This window comes from Diplocloster agilis, assembly GCF_019042275.1.
In the GTDB taxonomy this organism is placed as follows: Bacteria; Bacillota; Clostridia; order Lachnospirales; family Lachnospiraceae; genus Diplocloster; species Diplocloster agilis.
Genome location: NZ_JAHQCW010000018.1, coordinates 44828 through 66905, shown reverse-complemented (window position 1 = coordinate 66905; position 22078 = coordinate 44828). Strand labels below are relative to the sequence as shown.

At 51.6% G+C, this 22078-nt stretch carries 12 protein-coding genes; 2 read left to right on the top strand and 10 right to left on the bottom strand.

The features are described 5' to 3' along the window. Nucleotides 1-130: 130 nt before the first annotated feature. Together nifS and KTH89_RS11960 are read right to left on the bottom strand one after the other, a co-directional pair. Nucleotides 131-1309: a cysteine desulfurase NifS gene (gene nifS / locus KTH89_RS11965; protein ID WP_158345037.1), complete on the bottom strand. Its 1179-nt coding sequence runs from the start codon at nucleotides 1307-1309 to the stop codon at nucleotides 131-133. A 14-nt stretch (nucleotides 1310-1323) separates the two neighbouring features. Continuing rightward, nucleotides 1324-1788 (bottom strand): RrF2 family transcriptional regulator, encoded by a 465-nt coding sequence (locus KTH89_RS11960; protein WP_158345035.1) that lies wholly within the window; start codon nucleotides 1786-1788, stop codon nucleotides 1324-1326. A gap of 121 nt (nucleotides 1789-1909) precedes the next feature. Here KTH89_RS11960 and KTH89_RS11955 point away from each other — a divergent pair, with 121 nt between their 5' ends. Next, nucleotides 1910-3451, top strand: a complete 1542-nt coding sequence (locus KTH89_RS11955) for a putative polysaccharide biosynthesis protein (RefSeq protein ID WP_238721860.1) — start codon at nucleotides 1910-1912, stop codon at nucleotides 3449-3451. A 173-nt stretch (nucleotides 3452-3624) separates the two neighbouring features. Then, on the top strand, nucleotides 3625-4851 hold the full coding sequence (locus KTH89_RS11950; RefSeq protein WP_238721859.1) for a [Fe-Fe] hydrogenase large subunit C-terminal domain-containing protein: 1227 nt from the start codon (nucleotides 3625-3627) through the stop codon (nucleotides 4849-4851). 30 nt (nucleotides 4852-4881) lie between these two features. On the opposite strand, the gene KTH89_RS11945 is transcribed toward KTH89_RS11950, so the two are convergent. From KTH89_RS11945 to rpoB, 8 genes are all read right to left on the bottom strand, one after another. Continuing rightward, entirely contained in the window at nucleotides 4882-7722 is a 2841-nt protein-coding gene (locus KTH89_RS11945) for a glycoside hydrolase family 2 TIM barrel-domain containing protein (protein WP_238721858.1), read from the bottom strand. Next, complete coding sequence (locus tag KTH89_RS11940; RefSeq protein WP_238721857.1) at nucleotides 7709-9472, bottom strand: cache domain-containing sensor histidine kinase; 1764 nt, start codon at nucleotides 9470-9472, stop codon at nucleotides 7709-7711. Before KTH89_RS11940 ends, KTH89_RS11945 begins: the two co-directional genes overlap by 14 nt. Next, nucleotides 9469-10278 carry a response regulator transcription factor gene (locus KTH89_RS11935; RefSeq protein ID WP_158345021.1) on the bottom strand — a complete coding sequence of 270 codons (810 nt, stop codon included), beginning with the start codon at nucleotides 10276-10278 and terminating at the stop codon, nucleotides 9469-9471. Before KTH89_RS11935 ends, KTH89_RS11940 begins: the two co-directional genes overlap by 4 nt. Nucleotides 10279-10338: 60 nt before the next feature. Beyond that, on the bottom strand, nucleotides 10339-11166 hold the full coding sequence (locus KTH89_RS11930; protein ID WP_238721856.1) for a carbohydrate ABC transporter permease: 828 nt from the start codon (nucleotides 11164-11166) through the stop codon (nucleotides 10339-10341). A gap of 13 nt (nucleotides 11167-11179) precedes the next feature. After that, nucleotides 11180-12061, bottom strand: coding sequence for a carbohydrate ABC transporter permease (locus KTH89_RS11925; protein ID WP_238721855.1), 882 nt, complete (start codon nucleotides 12059-12061; stop codon nucleotides 11180-11182). Between the two features lie 78 nt (nucleotides 12062-12139). Next, on the bottom strand, nucleotides 12140-13498 hold the full coding sequence (locus tag KTH89_RS11920) for an extracellular solute-binding protein (protein WP_238721854.1): 1359 nt from the start codon (nucleotides 13496-13498) through the stop codon (nucleotides 12140-12142). A gap of 920 nt (nucleotides 13499-14418) precedes the next feature. Further along, nucleotides 14419-18054: a DNA-directed RNA polymerase subunit beta' gene (gene rpoC / locus KTH89_RS11915; protein WP_158347467.1), complete on the bottom strand. Its 3636-nt coding sequence runs from the start codon at nucleotides 18052-18054 to the stop codon at nucleotides 14419-14421. A gap of 16 nt (nucleotides 18055-18070) precedes the next feature. Next, the gene (gene rpoB, locus KTH89_RS11910; protein WP_158347469.1) at nucleotides 18071-21913 is read right to left on the bottom strand and encodes a DNA-directed RNA polymerase subunit beta; all 3843 of its coding nucleotides are present in this window, start codon (nucleotides 21911-21913) and stop codon (nucleotides 18071-18073) included. Nucleotides 21914-22078 lie beyond the last annotated feature (165 nt).

Below are 22078 nucleotides of genomic sequence, written 5' to 3'. Positions count from 1 at the left end.
ACCCGCCGTTTCTTAGAACGTCCTGACAGGCGCGGCGCCCGGCATTTATTTTCCGGTTTCTTCTAAAATTAATCTGTGATTCTGTTTTCCATTCATCAGCGTGTCTATTTGAAGGCCGCTGTGCGATTCTCTAATTCTGCTTGATAAAATCTTCATATAAAGGCGACATGCTCCGCAGTTTTGTGACTATCTTCTTAATGGATTCCACAACGAAATCAATGTCTTCCTTCGTGGTCTCCGCGCTTAGGGTAAGACGCAGGGAACCGTGGGCGATCTCATGAGGCAGGCCGATGGCCAGCAATACATGGGACGGGTCCAGGGAGCCGGAAGTACAGGCTGATCCGCTGGAACCGCAGATGCCGTCCATGTCCAGCATGATTAACAGGGATTCCCCTTCTACAAACTGGAAACTGAAGTTGGCATTGTTGGGAAGGCGGTTGGTCCGGTGTCCGTTCAGCCTCGTGTAAGGCACTTCCTTTAACACGCGGTCAATCAGGTAGTCCCGAAGTTCCTTTTCCTTTGCGGTGCGTTCTTCCATGGTATTTACCGCCAGCTCCACCGCTTTTCCAAGGCCCACGATGCCGGGGACATTCTCCGTACCGGCCCGGCGCTTGCGCTCCTGGGCTCCGCCGTGGACAAAGGAACGGATTTTTACACCCTTTCGGATGTACAGGAAACCGATCCCTTTCGGCCCGTTTAATTTATGGCCGCTGGCGCTTAACATGTCGATATGGTATTCGTCCACGTCGATGGGCACCTGGCCGAAGGCCTGGACCGCGTCTGTGTGGAACAGGATTCCTTGCTCATGGGCGATCTCGCCGATTTCTTTGATGGGCTGTATGGTTCCGATCTCATTATTGGCAAACATCACGGAAATTAATATAGTATCCGGACGGATGGCCTTTTTTAACTGATCCAGTTTCACGACTCCGAATTCATCCACATCCAGGTAGGTTACCTCGTAACCTAACTTTTCCAGGTATTCCCCGGTGTGCAGGATGGCGTGGTGCTCGATCTTGGTCGTGATGATATGTTTTCCTTTAGCCGCATATGCCTCGGCTGTGGCTTTTAACGCCCAGTTGTCGGCTTCACTGCCGCCGGCGGTAAAGTAGATCTCATTCTCCTTGGCATGCAGGGCATTCGCAATGGTTTCACGGCTTTCATCCAGAGCTTTTTTACTGATTCCGGCAAAATCATACACACTGGATGGATTCCCGTAATATTCCGTAAAATAGGGAATCATGGCCTCCATAACTTCCGGCGCCGTCTTTGTTGTCGCAGCATTATCTAAATAAATTAATTTTTTCATGGCCCTTTCACTCCTTAATTTTTACATCCCTTGAGATAGTCCTGGGGTTGGTTGTCACATTGCTTTGTCTTGCTTTCTTCTATCAACTGGCTTAAATAGATCTCATCCACCGTCTTATTGACGCTGTCGTTAATTCGCTGCCAGACATATTTGGTTACGCAGGCTCCCGCTCCGCTGCAGCCGCCTTCGTCGCTGATTCCCGGACATTCCACCGGGTCTAAGCTCCCCTCAAGCGCTCTTAAGATATCTCCCACGGAGATCTCCTGCGCCGGTTTGGCCAGCTTATAGCCGCCGGATGCTCCCCGGGTGCTGGTGACGATTCCCGCTTTCTTAAGCTTCGCGATCAGCTGCTCCAGATAGCTCTCCGATATGTCCTGCCTGGCGGCGATACTTGCGATGGATACCGCTTCCTCTTCGCTGTGGACCGCGAGGTCTATCATCGCCCTTAAACCATATCGTCCTTTCGTGGACATTTTCATAGGCTTCACCTCAATTCCCAGTAAATTACTCGGATTTCGTTCTAAGAATATCACCCTTTCGGTGTTCTGTCAAGACGTCTGAAAGAATATATTTACATAGATTACAACTTTGGAGATTCCTATGAAAAAGCACATGCTGATCCGCGGAACCCTTATTTTGACCATCACAGGACTGGTCACCAGAATCATCGGGTTCTTCTATAGAATATTCTTATCACATACGATCGGTGCGGAAGGGATGGGAATTTACCAATTGATTTTCCCCATTCACTCGATCTGCTTCTCCCTGACCGTGGCCGGGATCCAGACTGCCATCTCCCGCTTCGTGGCCGCTAAGGTATCCACCGGTGACGACCGCAGCGCCAAGGACACCCTGTATGTAGGCCTGGGCCTTTCCACCGCTTTGTCTTTTCTGGCCGCTTACCTGTTGTTCCAATACGCACCGTGGCTGTCCGTACATATGCTGGGCGAACCCAGATGTTCGGTTTTGCTGCAGATCACAGCTATTTCCATTCCGTTTGGTTCCATCCACGCCTGTATCAACGGCTATTATTACGGGCTGCAGAAGACCTCTGTCCCCGCCATGACCCAGCTCATCGAACAGGTGGTGCGGGTGGCCTGCGTTTACTTGCTGTACCTGATCTGTCTGGAGAAAGGCTTTGCCGTAACCGCTTCCATCGCCGTGATCGGGCTGGCGGTGGGGGAACTGGTCTCCACCTTATACTCCCTGACCGCGCTGGGTTACCATTTCCACCGGAATCCGGTTCAGTCCTCAAGGACAGTCGCCCCGTTCTCACAGCTGCGCAATATTATCACCCTCTCGCTGCCCCTGACCGCCAACCGGGTATTGATCAACCTGCTGCAGAGCGCGGAGGCAATCCTCATACCGGGACAGCTACGACTATTCGGAATGGATAACACCGGAGCCCTCAGTGTGTACGGCGTGCTGACCGGCATGTCCATGCCGCTGATTCTATTCCCCTCCGCCATCACCAACTCCGTCTCCGTGATGCTGCTGCCCGCAGTGGCTGAGGCGCAAGCCAGGAATGACCGCCGCATGATCGCAAGGACCATAGAAAATACGATCAAGTACTGTCTGATTCTCGGGATCATGTGCACCGGCGTATTTCTGGCTTTTGGGGATGAGATGGGGTTGTTTATTTTCAACAATGAGATGGCCGGCAGTTTCATCGTGACTCTGGCCTGGATCTGCCCGTTTCTCTATCTTACCACTACCCTGTTCAGTATTATGAACGGATTGGGCAAAACTACCACCACTTTCCTTTTTAATATGTTCGGGCTGGGGGTACGGATTGCTTTTGTGTTCTTTTGTGTTCCCCGCTATGGGATTCAGGGATACCTGTGGGGCGTTCTGGCCAGCGAGCTTGTGCTGACATTTATGGGAATGTTCGTGCTGAACCGGGAGGCGGCCATGGACTTTCCTTTGCACGACTGGGTGGTGAAACCGGTGATTTCGATTCTTATCGCCATAGGAGGCGGTCTATTGAGTTACTCTGTATTAAAAAAACTTTCGATTCCGTTGGATCTGATCGTTATGGGAATATCAGCAGGGATTATCTGTGTGCTTTATGTGATATTGCTGCTGGCTTTTGGGGCGCTGCATTTGCGGAAGCCTTACTCGGGGGTGAAGGATGGTAAATGATTTATCCGCCCGGACATTTTATTTTATTCCATTCCCGCCACGTATAGCAAATCCATTATTGATACAAAATATCGGTATCAAGAAAAGATAACGGCCTGACCCTCCGTTTCTGCACAGTCTGCACTGCTAAACAATTTATAAAGTAAAAAAATAAGAAAAAGGAAAATGTGACCATGACTTTTGAAGAATTATATCGGGAAGTGTTGAAACAAACTCTGAAACCGGATGGGAAACCGCTGCCGGAGCACGAAGCGGGGCATCTGGACTGCCTGCTCTACCCGGAAAAATATCCGCCGGTGCTGCGTACCGAATCCTGTGAGAAATGTGAGTATGACCAGGCCTGTGAGAAGAGCTGCGTATTTGATGCAATCGTTCCGGGGCCGGATGGAAAGCTGGTCATCGACCCCGATCTGTGTACCGGCTGCGGCGCCTGTATCGAGGCCTGTCATTCGGACAAGCTCACCGCCAGCAGGGATATTCTTCCCGCGTTAAAAGCCGTTCGGGATAAGGGGAAATTAGCCTACGCTTTAGTGGCGCCGGCTTTTCTGGGCCAGTTCAGCGAGGATGTGACGCCCGGAAAGCTGCGAAACGCTTTCAAGGCTCTGGGCTTTGACGGGATGGTGGAAGTGGCTCTCTTTGCGGACATTCTGACCTTAAAGGAAGCGTTAGAGTTCGACAGGAATATTCTTCATGACGGGGATTATCAGCTGACCAGCTGTTGCTGTCCGGTGTGGATCGCCATGATCCGGAAGATTTACCGGGATCTCATGCCCCATGTGCCCGGCGCGGTCTCCCCTATGATCGCCTGCGGCCGCGTGATCAAGAAACTGCACCCGGAAGCGGTTACCGTGTTTATCGGTCCGTGTATCGCCAAGAAAAGCGAGGCCCGGGAACCGGATCTGGCCGGAGCCGTGGATTATGTCCTTACCTTTCAGGAAATCCGGGATGTTTTTGAGGCGGCTGACATCGATCCCGGCGTTCTGCCTGAGAGCGAGAAGGATCACTCCTCCCGGGCAGGCAGGATCTATGCCCACACCGGCGGAGTCAGCGAGGCGGTGAAGTCCACCGTGGAACAGTTAAACCCCCACCGGAATATCGCGGTGCGCACCAGACAGGCCGACGGTGTGCCGGCCTGCCGGGCCATGATTCAACAGCTGGAAAACGGTGAGATCGACGGTAATTTCTTCGAGGGCATGGGCTGTGTGGGCGGCTGCGTGGGCGGCCCCAAAGCGATACTCAACCGGGAAGAGGGACGCAGGCATGTGGAGGCCTACGGCGATGACGCCGCCTATTACACTCCTCTTGAAAATCCCTATGTGATAGAGCTGCTTCATCGGCTTGGATTCGACACGGTGGAGGATCTTCTCCACAAGAGCGATATCTTTACCAGGGATTTTTAAGCTTTTGCCGCACCCTTTGCCGCAGTTCCCTTATTCTTCCGGTGTTAAACCGTTGTCCTCACTCAGAATTACCGGGGCGCAGATACCCGCCTCCCTGTTTTCCGTATTCTGATTGCGAATGACCACGGTGCAGATTCCCGTTTTGCCAAACGCGGCCGGTATCTCCACCTTCATCGCTCCCAAGGTCTGCAAAACCCGCTCTGCCGCTTGTTCATCGTTCAGGTAAACCCAGACCTGGCCTTTGATATCCGGGAAATACAGGTATCTGTTTCCATGGTTCTCCGTTAGGGACAGCCGGGTTTGATAAACCCCGAATTTGTTCAGCTTCCCGGTAAACTCGCTCTGAGGCCTGCCGTGAAACTCGATAGGCTCAAAGCTGTTTCTATCGTTGACATCGGCGCTAAACAGGGTATCCGGCCGCCGGTCAAGAAGCTGGTGATACATCCTCCAGCCTTCCACTACCGTGTCTTTCGCCTCTTCCACATACGGGATATGCGGTATCCGCCGCACCGGAAGGGACACGCTGTCTTCCTTTAATCCCTCCGCCGTGACGCGGATATAAACGGTATCTAAGCCGCAGTTTCGTATCACTGCCTGGGCGTAACCGTGAAACAGTTTCCGGTATGGAGCGGTATCCGGCTCGTGAGAGTTGGGATCTCCGTTGCCGGTGCCGATCAGTTCAGCGCCTCCGCTTATTTCGAAGGATACGGTCTGGTCCGCGTCCGAAACCACATTTCCTTCCTCATCCACCGCACAGACATTAACGACAAGGGCGTCCAAACCATCTCCCCGAAGCTGCGTGCCGCTGGTTTCGATCCGCAGCGCATAAGCCTTCCGGGCCGCCGTAAGCGTATGCTCCGCCACCGGCTTCCCGTCCCTGAATCCTACGGCTTTCAGATTGCCGCTCTCATAGGGAACATGGATCAGTTCCGGTTGGTACCGGTCTGCCGGCTTCCTCTGAACCAGCCGGCCATTTACCGTAATTTCCACTTCCTGACAATTCGATATGATCAGCACCTTCACCGGTTCGCCGGGCATACTCCCCTGTCCCCACGGCGCCGCCAGATGCACCATAGGCTCATTTGTCCAGAATGCCTGATATAAATAACAGGCTTCCTTGGGAAATCCGCAGGAATCGTAGGTTCCGAAGAAGGTTGCCACAGAGGGCCATTCAAAGGGGGTGGGCTCTCCCCGGTAATCAAATCCGGTCCAGATAAAACCGCCCGCCACAAACTGCCGCTCCATGATCCACCGCCACGCGTCCCTGTGCGTATCGCCCCAGGGCGCGCAGGATTCATCATAGCTTGCGATCTTATGACGTTCTTCGTCGTTCTCATATTCACCGCGGACCATGTAGGCGCTGGCCGTCTCAGATCCCACCAGCGGTATATTAGGAAACTTTCGGTGAAACTCATCATAGCGCATCGGGTTGTAGTTGATTCCCACCGCATCCAGAGACAGGGCCGCGCCCTCTTCTTCCAGATAGCCTCCGTTAAAGGCTCCTAACACCGGCCTTGTGGAGTCCATTTCGTGAACCGCCCTTCGAAGCCTGCCCGCCATGCGTCCGCCGCGAAGCGTCCCCTGTAACGGCTCCTCATTGAAAATGGAATACAGGATCACGCTGGGGTGATTCCTGGCATTGCGGATGATCCCCCTCACCTGGGCCAGGGTATCCTCATCGGAGGAAAATGTCCGGTTCTCTTCCATCACCAGCATTCCCAGCCGGTCACAGATGTCCAGGATCTCCGGGTCGGGATTGTGGGCGCACCGGTAAGCATTTGCTCCCAGCTTCTTCAAACGCCGTATCCGGTATTCCTTGAGCGCATAGGGAACCGCCACTCCTGTCCCCGCATGATCCTGATGGCAGCAGAAGCCCCTTAATTTCATATTCTCACCGTTGAGCCAGAATCCGGTGTCTGCATCGAGGCGGATCGTGCGGAAGCCGAATCTTGTATTCAGATAATCCTGTGATTCAAAGCTGGTGTCCGGACTGGTGATCTCATTCGGCCCGGCGGCTTGTTCCCCGTTCGTTACGCTGCAGACCGACCGCACTTCATAGAGGACCGGATTCTCTGTGTTCCAGATATCCGCCTGCTTCACGATGATACTTTGATGATATCGGATTCTCTCATATCCCGGCACAGTCCCGCTCACACAGGGGAGCTCCTGCTTCTTATTCCCATCCAGATACAGGGCCGCCTCAAGCTTCATCTCCCGCTCCTGTCCGAAGCTGTTTTCAACCTCTGTCTCTACGTCCAGTTTCCAGGTACCGTCCGCTTGTTGTTCCGGTTTTACATATACTCCCTGGTATGCGATATGAACCGGGCTTTTTTTGACCATCCAGACATTCCGGTAGATTCCTGCCCCCTCATACCACCAGCCCTCCCAGGCGTCCGCTTCGATCCTGACCGCCAGCAGGTTGACCGCGGGAGCGAAGCAGACCATATCGGTGATATCCACGCAAAAGCTGTTATAGCCATAGAACTGCCGTTTGCACAGCGTACCGTTTATATAGATAAAGGCTTTGCTGCTTAGGCCCTCAAATTCCAAAAGGATCTGCTGATTCCGGTCTTCTTCCGAAAGCCGGAATTTGAGCCGGTACCATCCGGTCCCCCGCTTTTTATAGCCGTGATTCGGGGAGGCCTGTGCATCAAAGGACTTTCCCGTCACCCAGTCATGGGGCAGGCTCACCGGCTTCCAGTCCGAATCATCAAAGGACAGCTCCGCAGGGCCCTTGGCGCCGCCCGCCTTTGTATAATCATAAATATCATCATGCCGTATACCGCACGGCAGATCCTTACAATCCGTCTCCTTGAATTTCCAGCCCCGGTTCAGACACCAGACACCCGGCTGATCTTTATAAAATTTCATGATTTTCCTCCTCAATGGGAATTTCTATCGTCACACAGGTCCCCTCCTGCTCCCTGCTCTGAATCCTAAGACCAAAGCTCTCTCCAAACCGCAGCTTCAGACGTTTATGCACGTTCTGGACACCGATGGACATGTGCTTTCCCTTTTTCCTGTCGATCGGGTCTTCCAGGATATGGCGTACCGTCTCCTCATTCATCCCGATGCCGTTGTCGCTTATCTTAATCAGGATGCTCTCTTTTAACATCCGTCCTGTGATCCGTATCTGCTTCTCCCCCTGCTTTTTTGACAGGCCATGTTCAATTCCGTTTTCAATCAGCGGCAGCATGATATGGCGCGGTACATTTTCATACAGGACTTCTTCTTCCACATCAATGTCTATTTTGAGGGAATCGCCGTAACGGTATTTCTGAATCCGCATATAGGCTTCCACCGCATCCAGCTCTTCCTCGAAGCTGACCAGCTCCTCTTCCCTCAATGAAAAACGCATCAGATAGCCCAGACTCCTTGACACCTCCGCGATATCCGTCTCTTGGTGTAGGTTGGCCAGCCAATGGATCGTGTCCAGCGTGTTATACAGAAAATGGGGATTAATCTGCATTTGCAGCGCCTTGATCTGCGCCTGCTGCTTCAGGCTCTTCTCCTCATACACATCATGGACCAGGCTCTTCATGTCGGTAACCATTTTATTAAAGCTTTTGTGGAGCTGTCCCACCTCGTCATTATATTTCTCCGTGGTATGGATATCAAAATCCCCTTTGGCAAACTGTCCCATCGCATTGGCCAGCTCCTTTACCGGACGGGATATCCCGCGCGCCACCCAGATGCTCAACACAGTAATGACCGCCAGGATCAGTACGAGAAGGCCTATGGTTATTTGCTGCAGATTTCGAAGCTGCTCATTATATTTCTCATCCTCCGAGATGCTGACCAGCATCCAGTCCACGTTTTTTAAAGCAACGGAGCACACCTGCTTATTGACGTCGGCTATCCTGACACGCCGCACCAGGCCGTCCCCCTGCTTATCTGAGAGCAGCTCTATAGAAAAGGGCTCCCCGCCCGAATCCCCCAGCAGGATACCGCCGTCGGAGTTCACCAGAAATATCTGGTCGTTTTTCGTAAACACAATATTTTGGAACACATTTTCAATATATTCCGCATCCACATATAGGATAATATATCCCAAAGGTTTCTGATTCGTAAGACTGTATATCATTTTTCCAACCGGAATCACGGATATTGAGGGATCGGGATCAAACCATACATTCGATCCTTTCGCATCGAAGATAACTCCTTTGGGAAGCTCCAATGGTTCCGGATAGTTGGTATCCTTGGTCACATAGACGGTTCCGTCCAGCCGGTAAAGAAAGGCCGCGCCTATGACGCTTTCCTTTGTAATCTGGCTGATCAGTTTATTTTTAATATCATTACCGACTTCAACCTCCTCATAGGCATCCAGCTTATTTTGATTAACCAGCTTTAACCGCTCCTGGATCTCCCGGTTGGTGGAGATGTCGAATAATACCTTGTCGATGGATTCGATATTATGATCAATATTTTTGCCAATCTGGCTCATAGTATTCTGTATATAATGTCTGGAATTATCAAGTATCAGCGTGGAGGAAGTTTTATAAAAATAGGTGGCTAAGGAAACCACGGAAAGAAAAACCAAACCTATCATTATGACAATCAGCTTGGTCTGGATCGGCAGATTTCCAAAGAAACGTTTTATTTTTTCCAGCGTTCTTTTCATACCTCTCCCCCGCTGTTGCTTCGGATAAATTCCATCAGACTGCCTTCCGATCTGCCCGCACAGCAGCTGCGGTATTCCATCGGCGTTTTGCCAAAGGTCCTGCGGAACATCTGGCTGAAGTAACGCTGGTCGTTGATACCGATCTTTCCGCAGATCGCATAGATCTTCAGGTCCGTGTTGGCCAGCAGTTCTGCCGCTTTGAGCATCCGCATAAGGCCCAGAATCTTTGTAAAATTGTAATTGGTCTCCTTTTTAATCAGCCTGCTCAGATATGTCGTGGAGAAATGCGTATATTCGGCCAGGGAGGTCAGGGTGATTTCGTTCATGTAGTTTTTTTCTATATAGTCCAATATCCATTTGATCCCGCCGTCACCGCCGGCGGAAAACACTTCGTCCCTGGCCTGTTCCATATTTTCCCTGCGTATGCGCGCCGAGTCCTGCCCCAGTTCTTTGACCGCCCGGCGCACCGTCTCCAGGATTTCATCCGGGTTTGACGGCTTCAGCAGATAATCAAACACGCCGGTATTGATGGCCTGTTTCGCGTACTCAAAGGTGCCGTATCCGGACAGCAGGATCAGCTTACAGCTGCGTTCCCCGGAGGCGATCTCTCTGGCCAGCTGAAGACCGTCCAGTCCCGGCATCCGGATATCTGTGATGATAATATCCGGATGGTAATCGGAAATCAGTTTCAAAGCGTCCACCCCATTGTCCGCCACCTTCGTCTTCGTAATCCCCGCCTTCTCCCATGGAAGAGCCATCAGGCCCTGCCGGATAATCATTTCGTCATCGACTATGAGCAATTTCATGAATTTCCCCCCATGCGGGTATCTCACCCGCCAAGCTGCCCGCCCTTTTTCCGGGCGCGCCTATCCTTTCACAGCGCCTGCGATCATGCCGTCTATGATTTTTTCATGCAATATGACATATACGATAATAACCGGAATTACCGTGATCACGATCGCCGCGATCATCCCCACATAATCCGTGGAATAAATCCCCTGAAATTCCGTCAGCCCGATCGGCAGCGGCATTTTCTTTTTATCCGTCAGGAAGATCTGGGAGAACAATAAGTCATTCCAGATATTGATAAAAGAAATAACCGTAACCGTCACAATCCCCGGAACCACCACCGGCGTTACCACTCTGCGAAACGCCTGGAACAGGGAACAGCCGTCTATGATGGCCGCCTCCTCAAGCTCCCTTGGCACGGCTATGAAGAAACCGGTCAGGATAAAGATTGCGGTGGGCAGCGCAAAGGTGATGTGGGGAATGATTACGGCCAGATAGGTGTTGAGTATTCCCATTTTATTAAATATGGAATACAGAGGAATCACGGAACCATAGGCCGGGATCATCAGTCCCAGTAAAAAAATGCTGAGCGTTGTCTTGGAAAGCTTCCATTTCAACCGCGTCACCCCATAGGAAGCCATGACCGACAAAACAATGGTCCCGGCTACAGATATAACGCTTACCACCACAGAGTTCAGGAAATAGATCCCGATCTTGCCGTCGACCACCGCATGCTTATAATTCTCCAGGGTCCATACGTGGGGAAATCCCCAGGTATTCGTAAATAATTCCTCCTGTGTCTTAAAAGAGTTCATAATAAGCCAGAGCAGCGGATAAAGGCAGGCGATCAAAAATAAAACCAATATCATATATTTTAATATAGTCAATACCCTTTGTCTATTCATACTTTCCTCCCGCCTAGTAATCCGTTTTTTTGCCGGAGAATACCAGGTTGATGATCAGCGTCGCGCCGATACACAATACCAGCAGCATGGTGGCGATCGTACTGGAATAACCGAATTTCAAGGCTTTGAATCCCTGGGTAAACATATAGGTGGATAACACCTCACTGGCGTGATTCGGGCCTCCTGAGGTGGTTACGGCCACCAGATCATATAATTTCAGCGATCCGGTTACGATCAGCACCGAATCGATTTTCAGGATAGGCTTCATCAGAGGGAAGGTGATTCTGGTAAACTGCTGCCAGCGGCTGGCGCCGTCTATCGAAGCCGCCTCATACAAAACCGCGTCGATATTCTTCATGCCCGCAAGCTGTATCACCATATGGTATCCCACAAATTGCCACATAGTGACGACGATCAGCGCCGGAATTACCGTCTTCTCATCCGCCAGCCAGATACGGACACTGGATTCCAGGCCTACCGCCTTTAGGAAACCGTTTACCAGTCCAAAGTCCGGGTGGTAGATAAAGGTCCACAGCATTCCGATGGCCGTGCCGCATATAACCGAGGGCATAAAATAAACACTTTGGAACAATCTGCTGCCCTTTATTTTCTGGAATAAAATGTTGGACAACAGCAGTGCCAGCAGCATGTGGGCCGCATAGGACCCGAGTACGAACTTCAGGTTATTGGCTACCGCCTGCCGGAAGAACTGGTCCTGAAACAGGTGAATATAATTTTTCAGCCCCACAAAAGTGGAATCCCCTAATAAATTGGTTTTAAAGAGGCTCAAATAAAGATTATACAGGATCGGAATCAGCCCGAATAATAGATACATGAGGAAAGCCGGTCCCACAAACAATGCAATATATTTTTTTTTGCTGAGGATCTTATCCATCCTTTTTCTCCTTTCCGGTAAAGAGAGCCGGCAATCTGCGGTTCTGACTACAGATTGCCGGCCCATTTCTACCGCCTGTTACTGCTCGGCTTCCTGCTCCGCATATTTTTGCAGTGCCGTGAACTGTTCCTTTGCATCTTTGCCTCCGGCGATGGCCAGAGAGATATTATTAAATTCTCCTCCCACATTTGCCCCGAACTGCCGGTCCATGGGAGTGAGGGCTTTTTTCACCTGTCCCTGGAGCTTCATAATCTGAGCGGTTACCGGATCTACCTTAGATTCGTCGATCTGCAGATTTGTGGCGGAGAGCGCTCCACAGTCCACTATGTATTTTTCCTGGATCTTAGGATCGGATAACAATTTCAGGAACGCCATTGCCGCTTCTTTGTTTTCACACTTTTCGCTGACCGCGAATAACTTCTCCACAGACGCGATATGTACGTCGCCGTATTCCGGGTTCTTTGCCGGAAGCAGGAATACCCCTATATGATCCGTGCCGCCCATCCCCTCGATCACCGCCGACGTATCCCAGGTTCCCATGGGGTACATAGCCGCTTTCTGGCTTGTGAACAGGCTTCTTCCTTCATCATAGGCAAGTCCCAAGAAGCTTTCCGGGAATGCGCCGGCCGTCACCATCTCCTGGAGCAATTCTCCGGTTTCCACATAGCGGGGATCATCCCAGGTGGTTTTGCCGGTTACGATGTCGTCGAACAGTTCCTTGCCCGCGGCTCCGCCGGATAATTCCAGCAGCAGCTGTCCGGGTACCCAAGCATCCTGGCAGGCCATGGAGACCGGAACCACCCCCGCGTCCTTAAAGGTCTTGACCGCATTCATGAACTCCTCCCAGGTCGTGGGGACCTCCACGTTATTATCCATGAACATTTGGGTGTTGTAGTAAACCGGTACAATCGCCTGGCCCATGGGAACCGCATAAATCTGGCTATCAAAAGTAACCGCATCAAAGACACCGTCATTGAAGCGTCCCATCCATTCGCTGTCAGCGTTCAGTCCTTCACTGAGAGAATACACCTTGCCGCTGTTCACATAATCCTCCATGAAGCCAGCCTCCCAGGTGAAGAAGATATCCGTCACATCATTCTGGGTCATAAGGGTAGCGAGCTTTGTCTTATACTGCTCATTTTCATACCACTCCAGCTCGATCTTCGCGTTAAAGTCATTGCCCGCATTGAAAAGATCGGCGGCGGCTGTAACCACATCGGTAAACGCCTGCTCATTGGAGCCACCCACGGCCATGAAGGTAAGAACCGTCTCCGGCTTGTCTTCACCGGCTCCCGTCGCATCCGCGTCATTTCCCTTTTCGGCAGCGTCCGCAGTAGCTTTACCCGTACCGGCCGCCGCATCGTCTGATCCTTTGCAGCCCGCGGCCGTAACCGCCATTGCCACCCCCAGCAAAAGTGCTAATATTTTTCTTTTCATCCCTGTTCCTCCTATACTTGTTTCAATCGATAATGTCATTATAGAAGATTGGCTTTTGGTTATATATGCCTATTTTTATCCGAAATGTTTATTTTTTTGTCATTTATAGACAAAAGTGCAAACAGCATCTTCCTATTCTTTTTATTCCATAGGAACACTTTTCCATAAAATAAAAAAAGCCCCCGGCCGTTTTTGAGAGTCTTTCTCGGGTTGGGGTATGTCCACTGTTCAGGGCCGGTGTGTGTATCGGTGTCCCGGAATGCTCCCTGCAGCCGGATTCTTATGTGTCTCCAGCCGGTTTCTTTTGTGTCTCCCCGGGAGCACGGTGGGCTTGTGCTGGTGACCGCTAAGTGGAATCGGAAAGCCGGGTTCAGGATGACCGGGCCTATTCACCAGAGGCTGTCGCACTAACTTAGTGTTCTTCCCGGGGGCTTCGTAGGCCCGCTGCTTAGGGCTTGGAACCGCGGGCGGTATCCGGGGACGCTCCGGGCGGCCGGGGTCTTTTGTATCTCCCTGGGAGCGCATAGGGCGGCTGTGTATCCGCTTTGGGGAATCGGAAAGCCGGGTTCAGGATGACCGGCGGACTTCACGTCCGACGGGCAAGAGCCTCTGAACCGGGAACACATCACGTGTTCCTGGTGAATAGGCTCGGTTCCTGAACCCGGCTTTTCGATTCCCCTTAGCGGATACCAGCGCAAGCCCTCCGCGCTCTCAGGGAGATACAAAAGAACCCGGCCGCCCGGAGCGTCCCTGTATACCGCCCGCGGTTCCAGGCTCTAAGCAGCGGACATGCGAAGCCCCTCAGGAAGAACGCTAAGTTAGCACGCCCGCACCCGCAAGGCAGCGCCGTTTCGCTCTCCTCCCGGCCCTCGCAAAAAAACCGGCCGTTCCCCGCATCAGCGGATTCCGGCCGGATCTATTTATTCTTCCTCTACAGAGATCAATTCTTCCTCGATCTCTTCCAGTTCCTCATAATCTTCAGACAACTCGATATCATCATACTCATCCATATCGCAGTCCAGCTTCACGTTCCGATAACGCTTCATGCCGGTACCCGCGGGGATTAACTTACCGATGATAACATTTTCCTTCAATCCGATCAGCGGATCAACCTTGCCCTTGATCGCCGCCTCGGTCAGAACCTTGGTGGTCTCCTGGAAGGATGCTGCCGACAGGAAGGAATTCGTCGCCAGGGATGCTTTGGTGATACCCAGCATGATCTGCTTGCCTTCCGCGGGCTCTTTGCCCTCTTCCGTCAGCTTCTGGTTCATCTCATCGTAATCCAGCACGTCAACCATGGTACCCGGAAGGAATTCCGCGTCTCCGTTATTCTCGATACGGACCTTCTTAAGCATCTGGCGGACGATGACTTCGATATGCTTATCATTGATTTCCACACCCTGCAGGCGGTAAACTCTTTGTACTTCCTGGATCATATAATCCTGAACCGCGCGGACGCCCTTGATCTTTAACAGGTCGTGGGGATTTACGCTACCTTCGGTCAGCTCATCTCCGGCTTCCAGTTCCTGGCCGTCTGTCACCTTGATTCTGGAACCGTAAGGGATCAGATAGGTTTTGGACTCGCCGGTGTCGTTATTGCTGACGACGATCTCACGTTTCTTCTTGGTATCTTTAATGGTGGCGATGCCTGCGAACTCGGAGATAATCGCGAGGCCCTTCGGCTTTCTGGCCTCGAAAAGCTCCTCGACACGGGGAAGACCCTGTGTGATATCATCACCGGCCACACCGCCCGTATGGAACGTACGCATGGTCAGCTGTGTACCGGGCTCGCCGATGGACTGAGCGGCGATAATACCGACCGCCTCACCGACCTGAACGGCTTCTCCGGTCGCCATGTTGGCGCCGTAGCACTTCGCGCAGATACCGATATGGGATTTACAGGTCAGAATCGTACGGATCTTAACCTTGTCAAGAGGCCGGCCCTTCTCATCCACACCGTTATTCACCACATTGGCTGCCCGTTTGGGCGTAATCATATGGTTTGCTTTTACAATAACATTTCCTTCGGCGTCCACGATGGTTTCCGCAGCGTATCTGCCGGTAATTCTCTCCTGCAGGCTTTCGATCTCTTCCTTACCGTCCATGAACGCTTTTACGAACATGCCCGGGATCTCTTTGCCCTCGCAGCAGTCTACCTCACGGATAATCAGATCCTGGGAGACGTCTACCAGACGTCTGGTCAGGTAACCGGAGTCAGCGGTACGAAGCGCCGTATCGGACAGACCCTTTCTGGCTCCATGGGCGGACATGAAATATTCCAGTACGTCCAGACCTTCACGGAAATTGGACTTGATGGGCAGCTCGATGGTACGTCCGGTCGTATCTGCCATCAGACCACGCATTCCTGCCAGCTGTTTGATCTGCTTATCGGAACCACGGGCTCCGGAGTCGGCCATCATGTAGATATTGTTATACTTATCCAGGCCGGACAGCAGTGCTTCGGTCAGCTGGTCATCTGTATTTTTCCAGGTCTCAACTACTTCTTTGTAACGCTCTTCTTCCGTAATCAGACCACGTTTATAGTTTTTGGTGATCTTATCCACCGTATCCTGCGCTTTTTCGATCAGTTCCGGCTTCTGGGGAGGAACCGTCATGTCGGAGATGGATACCGTCATAGCAGCACGGGTAGAATATTTATATCCCATTGCCTTGATATCATCCAGCACTTCCGCAGTCTTGGTCGCGCCGTGGGTGTTGATAACGCGCTCCAATATCTGTTTTAAGCCTTTTTTGCCTACATGGAAATCCACTTCCAGCTTCAGCTCGTTCTCCGGAATGCTCCGGTCCACAAAGCCCAGATCCTGAGACAGGATCTCATTGAACAGGAAACGGCCCAGGGTCGATTCCACATTGCCGGTGACGATTCTGCCGTCGGGCATCTTCTTCGTCATTCGGACTTTGATCATAGCGTGCAGATCCAGCGCTTTATTTTCATAAGCAAGGATCGCTTCGTTTACATTCTTAAAGCACTTGCCTTCCCCTAACACGCCGGGTCTGTGCTGGGTCAGATAGTAGATCCCGAGCACCATATCCTGAGACGGAACGGCCACAGGACCACCGTCGGAAGGTTTCAGCAGGTTGTTGGGGGAGAGCAGGAGGAAACGGCACTCCGCCTGCGCTTCCACGGACAGGGGCAGATGGACAGCCATCTGGTCGCCGTCGAAGTCCGCGTTGTAAGCGGTACATACAAGGGGATGCAGTTTAATCGCCTTACCCTCTACCAGGATCGGCTCAAATGCCTGGATACCCAGACGGTGCAGCGTAGGAGCACGGTTTAACATAACCGGATGCTCTTTGATGACTTCCTCCAGTACATCCCATACTTCGGGCTGGAGACGTTCCACCATCTTCTTGGCATTTTTTATATTGTGAGAGGTGCCGTTGGACACCAGCTCCTTCATAACGAAAGGTTTGAACAGCTCGATGGCCATTTCTTTGGGCAGACCGCACTGATAGATCTTAAGCTCCGGTCCCACCACGATAACGGAACGCCCGGAGTAGTCTACACGTTTGCCCAGCAGGTTCTGCCGGAAACGTCCGGATTTACCCTTTAACATATCGGACAGAGACTTGAGCGCGCGGTTACCGGGACCGGTTACCGGACGGCCTCTTCTGCCGTTATCGATCAGAGCGTCCACAGCCTCCTGGAGCATTCTCTTCTCATTTCTGACGATGATATCCGGAGCGCCCAGATCCAAAAGTCTTTGCAGACGGTTATTCCGGTTGATAATTCTGCGGTACAGGTCGTTTAAGTCGGAGGTGGCGAAACGGCCGCCATCCAGCTGTACCATAGGACGCAGATCCGGGGGAATTACCGGAATCACTGTCATGATCATCCATTCCGGACGGTTTCCGGATTCCCGGAACGCCTCCACGACTTCCAGTCTCTTGATGATTCTGGCGCGTTTCTGGCCGGTGGACTCCTTTAAGCCTTTCTTCAGGTCGGCGGCTTCTTTTTCCAGATCGATGGCTTCCAGAAGCTCTTTGATCGCTTCCGCGCCCATGCCGACACGGAACTTGCTGCCGTATTTATCCCTGGCCTCCTGGAATTCTTTCTCGGTCAGGACCTGTTTGTACTGCAGATCGGTCTCGCCTTTTTCCAATACGATATAGGAGGCGAAATATAATACTTTTTCCAGCGTTCTGGGTGACAGATCCAGGATCAGTCCCATACGGCTGGGGATTCCTTTAAAGTACCAGATATGAGACACGGGAGCCGCCAGCTCGATGTGGCCCATACGCTCGCGGCGGACGGATGCTTTGGTTACCTCAACACCGCATCGGTCGCAGACAACGCCTTTGTATCTGATTTTCTTGTATTTACCACAATGGCACTCCCAGTCTTTGCTGGGCCCGAAAATTCTTTCACAAAACAAGCCGTCTTTTTCCGGTTTCAATGTTCTGTAATTGATTGTTTCCGGTTTTTTCACTTCACCTCTGGACCATTCCCGGATCTTCTCGGGAGACGCTAATCCGATTCGAATCGCATCAAAGGTCATCGGTTGATATGCTTCACTGCTTGTCGTTTCCGGCATTTATGGGTACCTCCTTCTATTCTTCGTCAAGGATTTCGTCGATTTCGAACAGTTCTTCTTCATCCTCTTCCTCTTCCTCGACGTCTACCAGCTCTCCATCATCAAATTCCTGCTTGCTGAATCCGTACTCGCCTAAGGATTCATTGGCAGCGGGCTCAAATCCGTTGTCGCCTTCAATGATTGAATGCAAATCTGTCTCACCGTACTCGGTGCTTTCCATAATCTCCACTTCGGTCTTGTCATCGCGCAGTACGCGGACATCCAGGCCCAGGGACTGCAGCTCTTTTAACAGAACCTTGAAGGACTCCGGAATTCCGGGTTCAGGGATGTTGTCGCCCTTGATGATCGCTTCGTAAGTCTTCACACGGCCTACCACATCATCCGACTTCACAGTCAGGATTTCCTGCAGGGTATAGGAGGCGCCATATGCTTCCAGCGCCCAAACTTCCATCTCACCGAAACGCTGTCCGCCGAACTGAGCTTTTCCGCCCAGAGGCTGCTGCGTAACCAGGGAGTAAGGGCCTGTGGAACGGGCATGGATCTTATCGTCTACCAGGTGATGGAGCTTCAGGTAGTGCATGTGTCCGATCGTTACCGCACTGTCGAAGAATTCACCGGTCCGGCCGTCCCGCAGACGGACTTTACCGTCTCTGGAGATCGGAACACCTTTCCACTCGCTCCTGTGAGCGCGGTTTTCATAGAGATAATCCAGCACATCCGGCAAAAGCTCATCTCCATGCTTCTCCTTAAACTCATCCCAGCTCAGATTGACATAGTCATTGGCCAGTTCCAGCGTATCCATAATATCATTTTCATTCGCTCCGTCGAATACTGGCGTCGCGATCTTGAATCCCAGCGCTTTTGCGGCCAGGCTTAAATGGATCTCCAAAACCTGTCCGATGTTCATACGGGAAGGCACGCCCAGAGGGTTCAATACGATGTCCAAGGGGCGTCCGTTGGGCAGGAAAGGCATATCCTCCACCGGAAGTATACGGGAAACCACACCCTTGTTACCGTGACGGCCTGCCATCTTATCGCCGACGGAGATCTTTCTCTTCTGCGCGATGTAAATCCGCACCGCCTGATTCACTCCCGGAGATAATTCATCGCCGTTTTCTCTGGTAAATACCTTGGCATCCACAACGATACCGTACTCGCCGTGGGGAACCTTCAGGGAAGTATCCCTGACTTCTCTTGCTTTCTCACCGAAGATCGCCCGCAGAAGCCGTTCCTCAGCGGTCAGCTCGGTCTCTCCCTTAGGGGTAACCTTACCGACCAGGATATCTCCCGCACGTACCTCGGCGCCGATCCGGATAATACCTCTCTCATCCAGATCCTTTAACGCATCATCGCCGACGCCCGGAACATCTCTGGTGATCTCTTCCGGCCCCAGCTTTGTATCTCTGGCTTCCGCCTCATATTCTTCGATATGGACAGAAGTATATACATCTTCCTGTACCAGACGCTCGCTCAACAGGACGGCGTCCTCGTAGTTATAACCTTCCCAGGTCATGAATCCAATCAGCGGATTCTTGCCCAGCGCGATTTCTCCATTGTTGGTGGACGGTCCGTCCGCCAGGATATCCCCTACTTCTACCCGGTCACCCTTGAATACCACGGGTCTTTGGTTATAGCAGTTACTCTGGTTACTTCTGGAGAATTTGGTCAGATGATAGACATCTCTGGTCCCATCATCGCATTTTACCACCACTTCGTTGGAAACAGAGCGCTCCACCACGCCGGCATGCTTCGCGATCGCGCAGACACCGGAGTCGGCCGCCGTCTTAGCTTCCATACCGGTACCCACGATCGGGGCTTCCGTAGTCAGCAGCGGCACCGCCTGACGCTGCATGTTGGAACCCATCAGCGCACGGTTAGCATCATCATTTTCCAGGAAAGGGATCAGCGCGGTAGCCACGGAGAATACCATCTTCGGGGATACGTCCATGTAATCGAACATGCTTCTCTCGTATTCCTGCGTCTCCTCGCGGTAACGGCCGGATACCGACTTATGGATGAAATGTCCGTCGGCGTCCAGAGGCTCATTGGCCTGCGCCACATGGTAATTGTCCTCCTCGTCCGCGGTCATGTAGACTACTTCCTCGGTGACGATGGGGTTCTGCTTGTCGCTCTTATCGATTTTCCGGTAAGGAGCTTCGATAAAACCATATTCATTAATTCTTGCATAGGTTGCAAGAGAGTTGATCAATCCGATGTTCGGACCTTCAGGCGTCTCGATGGGGCACATTCTTCCGTAATGGGAATAGTGTACGTCACGGACCTCAAATCCGGCACGGTCTCTGGAAAGGCCGCCCGGCCCCAATGCAGACAGACGTCTCTTATGAGTCAGCTCACCCAGCGGGTTATTCTGATCCATGAACTGGGACAGCTGGGAACTTCCGAAGAATTCCTTCACAGACGCGGTCACCGGTTTGATATTGATTAAGGACTGGGGAGAGATCCCCTCCAGATCCTGGGTCGTCATACGCTCCCGCACCACACGTTCCAGTCTGGACAGACCGATCCGGTACTGGTTCTGAAGCAGCTCGCCCACGGCGCGGATACGACGGTTGCCCAAATGGTCGATATCGTCGTCATTTCCGAAGCCATGCTCCAGATGCATATTGTAATTGATGGAAGCCAGGATATCCTCCTTCGTAATGTGCTTCGGAATCAGTTCATGCACATTCTTGCGGATCGCTTCCTTAATATCTTCCAAATCGCTATTTTCTTCCAGTATTTTTTTCAATACCGGGTAGTATACTAATTCTGTAATTCCTACTTCTTTCGGTTTTACATCCACAAAATTGGTGATGTCCACCATCATATTGGAGAGGATTTTTACATTGCGCTCTTCCCCCTGCATCCACACGAAGGGAACCGCGGCATTCTGGATATCGTCCGCCAGGCTGCGGGTAACTTCCATGCCGGCTTCCGCCAGAATCTCTCCGGTGTTGACATCCACTACATCCTCAGCCAGAACCTTTCCTCTGATCCGGTTTTTGAGCGCCAGCTTTTTATTGAATTTATATCTGCCGACTTTCGCCAGGTCGTATCTTCTGGGGTCGAAGAACATACTGGTGATAAGGCTTTCTGCGCTTTCAACAGCCAGGGGTTCGCCGGGACGGATCTTTTTGTATAACTCTAAGAGACCCTCCTGATAATTTTCAGCAGTATCTTTCGTCAATGTAGCCAATATTTTCGGTTCCTCACCGAACAGATCTATAATCTCCGCATTGGTGCCGAATCCCAGCGCACGCACCAGTACGGTTACGGGCACCTTTCTGGTTCTGTCCACGCGGACATAGAAAACATCATTGGAGTCTGTCTCATATTCCAGCCATGCTCCACGGTTGGGAATCACAGTGGCAGAATACAGTCTTTTTCCGATCTTATCGTGACCGATCGCATAGTAAATGCCGGGAGAACGAACCAACTGGCTGACAATAACACGTTCCGCTCCATTGATAATGAAGGTTCCGTTTTCTGTCATGAGAGGAAGATCACCCATGAAAATCTCATGCTCGTTGATCTCGTCGTTCTCTTTATTATAGAGTCGCACGCGGACCTTTAAGGGCGCCGCATAAGTAGCATCCCGCTCTTTGCACTCTTCGATGGAATATTTCACATCGTCTTCGCACAAAACGAAATCTACGAATTCCAAGCTCAACTGACCGCTGTAATCAGCGATTGGAGAGATGTCTTCAAAAACTTCTTTCAGACCTTCGTCCAGAAACCATTGGTAAGAGTCCTTCTGAACTTCAATGAGGTTGGGCATTTCCAGAACTTCTTTTTGTTTTGAATAGCTCATCCGGACGTTCCTGCCGCTTTGCATCGGACGTATTCTGTTTTTCTCCATTGACGTTTCACCCCTTGCTTATTTTTAAATGCCTGTTTTCCTGGTACTACCAATACACCTCCAAAAGGGCATAGAGATAGAAGGCATATGTCACCACAATAGTGCATTTTTCATGATAACACAGGGAATTTTTTGTGTCAAGCTTTATTTTTATAATTTTTCAAA

What these genes read in the sequence shown, in the direction of transcription:
- KTH89_RS11950 (WP_238721859.1), top strand. Translation starts at nt 3,625, where the DNA reads ATGACTTTTGAAGAATTATATCGGGAAGTGTTGAAACAAACTCTGAAA.
- KTH89_RS11920 (WP_238721854.1), bottom strand. Translation starts at nt 13,498, where the DNA reads ATGAAAAGAAAAATATTAGCACTTTTGCTGGGGGTGGCAATGGCGGTT.
- KTH89_RS11945 (WP_238721858.1), bottom strand. Translation starts at nt 7,722, where the DNA reads ATGAAATTTTATAAAGATCAGCCGGGTGTCTGGTGTCTGAACCGGGGC.
- KTH89_RS11960 (WP_158345035.1), bottom strand. Translation starts at nt 1,788, where the DNA reads ATGAAAATGTCCACGAAAGGACGATATGGTTTAAGGGCGATGATAGAC.
- rpoB (WP_158347469.1), bottom strand. Translation starts at nt 21,913, where the DNA reads ATGGAGAAAAACAGAATACGTCCGATGCAAAGCGGCAGGAACGTCCGG.
- nifS (WP_158345037.1), bottom strand. Translation starts at nt 1,309, where the DNA reads ATGAAAAAATTAATTTATTTAGATAATGCTGCGACAACAAAGACGGCG.
- KTH89_RS11940 (WP_238721857.1), bottom strand. Translation starts at nt 9,472, where the DNA reads ATGAAAAGAACGCTGGAAAAAATAAAACGTTTCTTTGGAAATCTGCCG.
- KTH89_RS11955 (WP_238721860.1), top strand. Translation starts at nt 1,910, where the DNA reads ATGAAAAAGCACATGCTGATCCGCGGAACCCTTATTTTGACCATCACA.
- KTH89_RS11935 (WP_158345021.1), bottom strand. Translation starts at nt 10,278, where the DNA reads ATGAAATTGCTCATAGTCGATGACGAAATGATTATCCGGCAGGGCCTG.
- KTH89_RS11930 (WP_238721856.1), bottom strand. Translation starts at nt 11,166, where the DNA reads ATGAATAGACAAAGGGTATTGACTATATTAAAATATATGATATTGGTT.
- rpoC (WP_158347467.1), bottom strand. Translation starts at nt 18,054, where the DNA reads ATGCCGGAAACGACAAGCAGTGAAGCATATCAACCGATGACCTTTGAT.
- KTH89_RS11925 (WP_238721855.1), bottom strand. Translation starts at nt 12,061, where the DNA reads ATGGATAAGATCCTCAGCAAAAAAAAATATATTGCATTGTTTGTGGGA.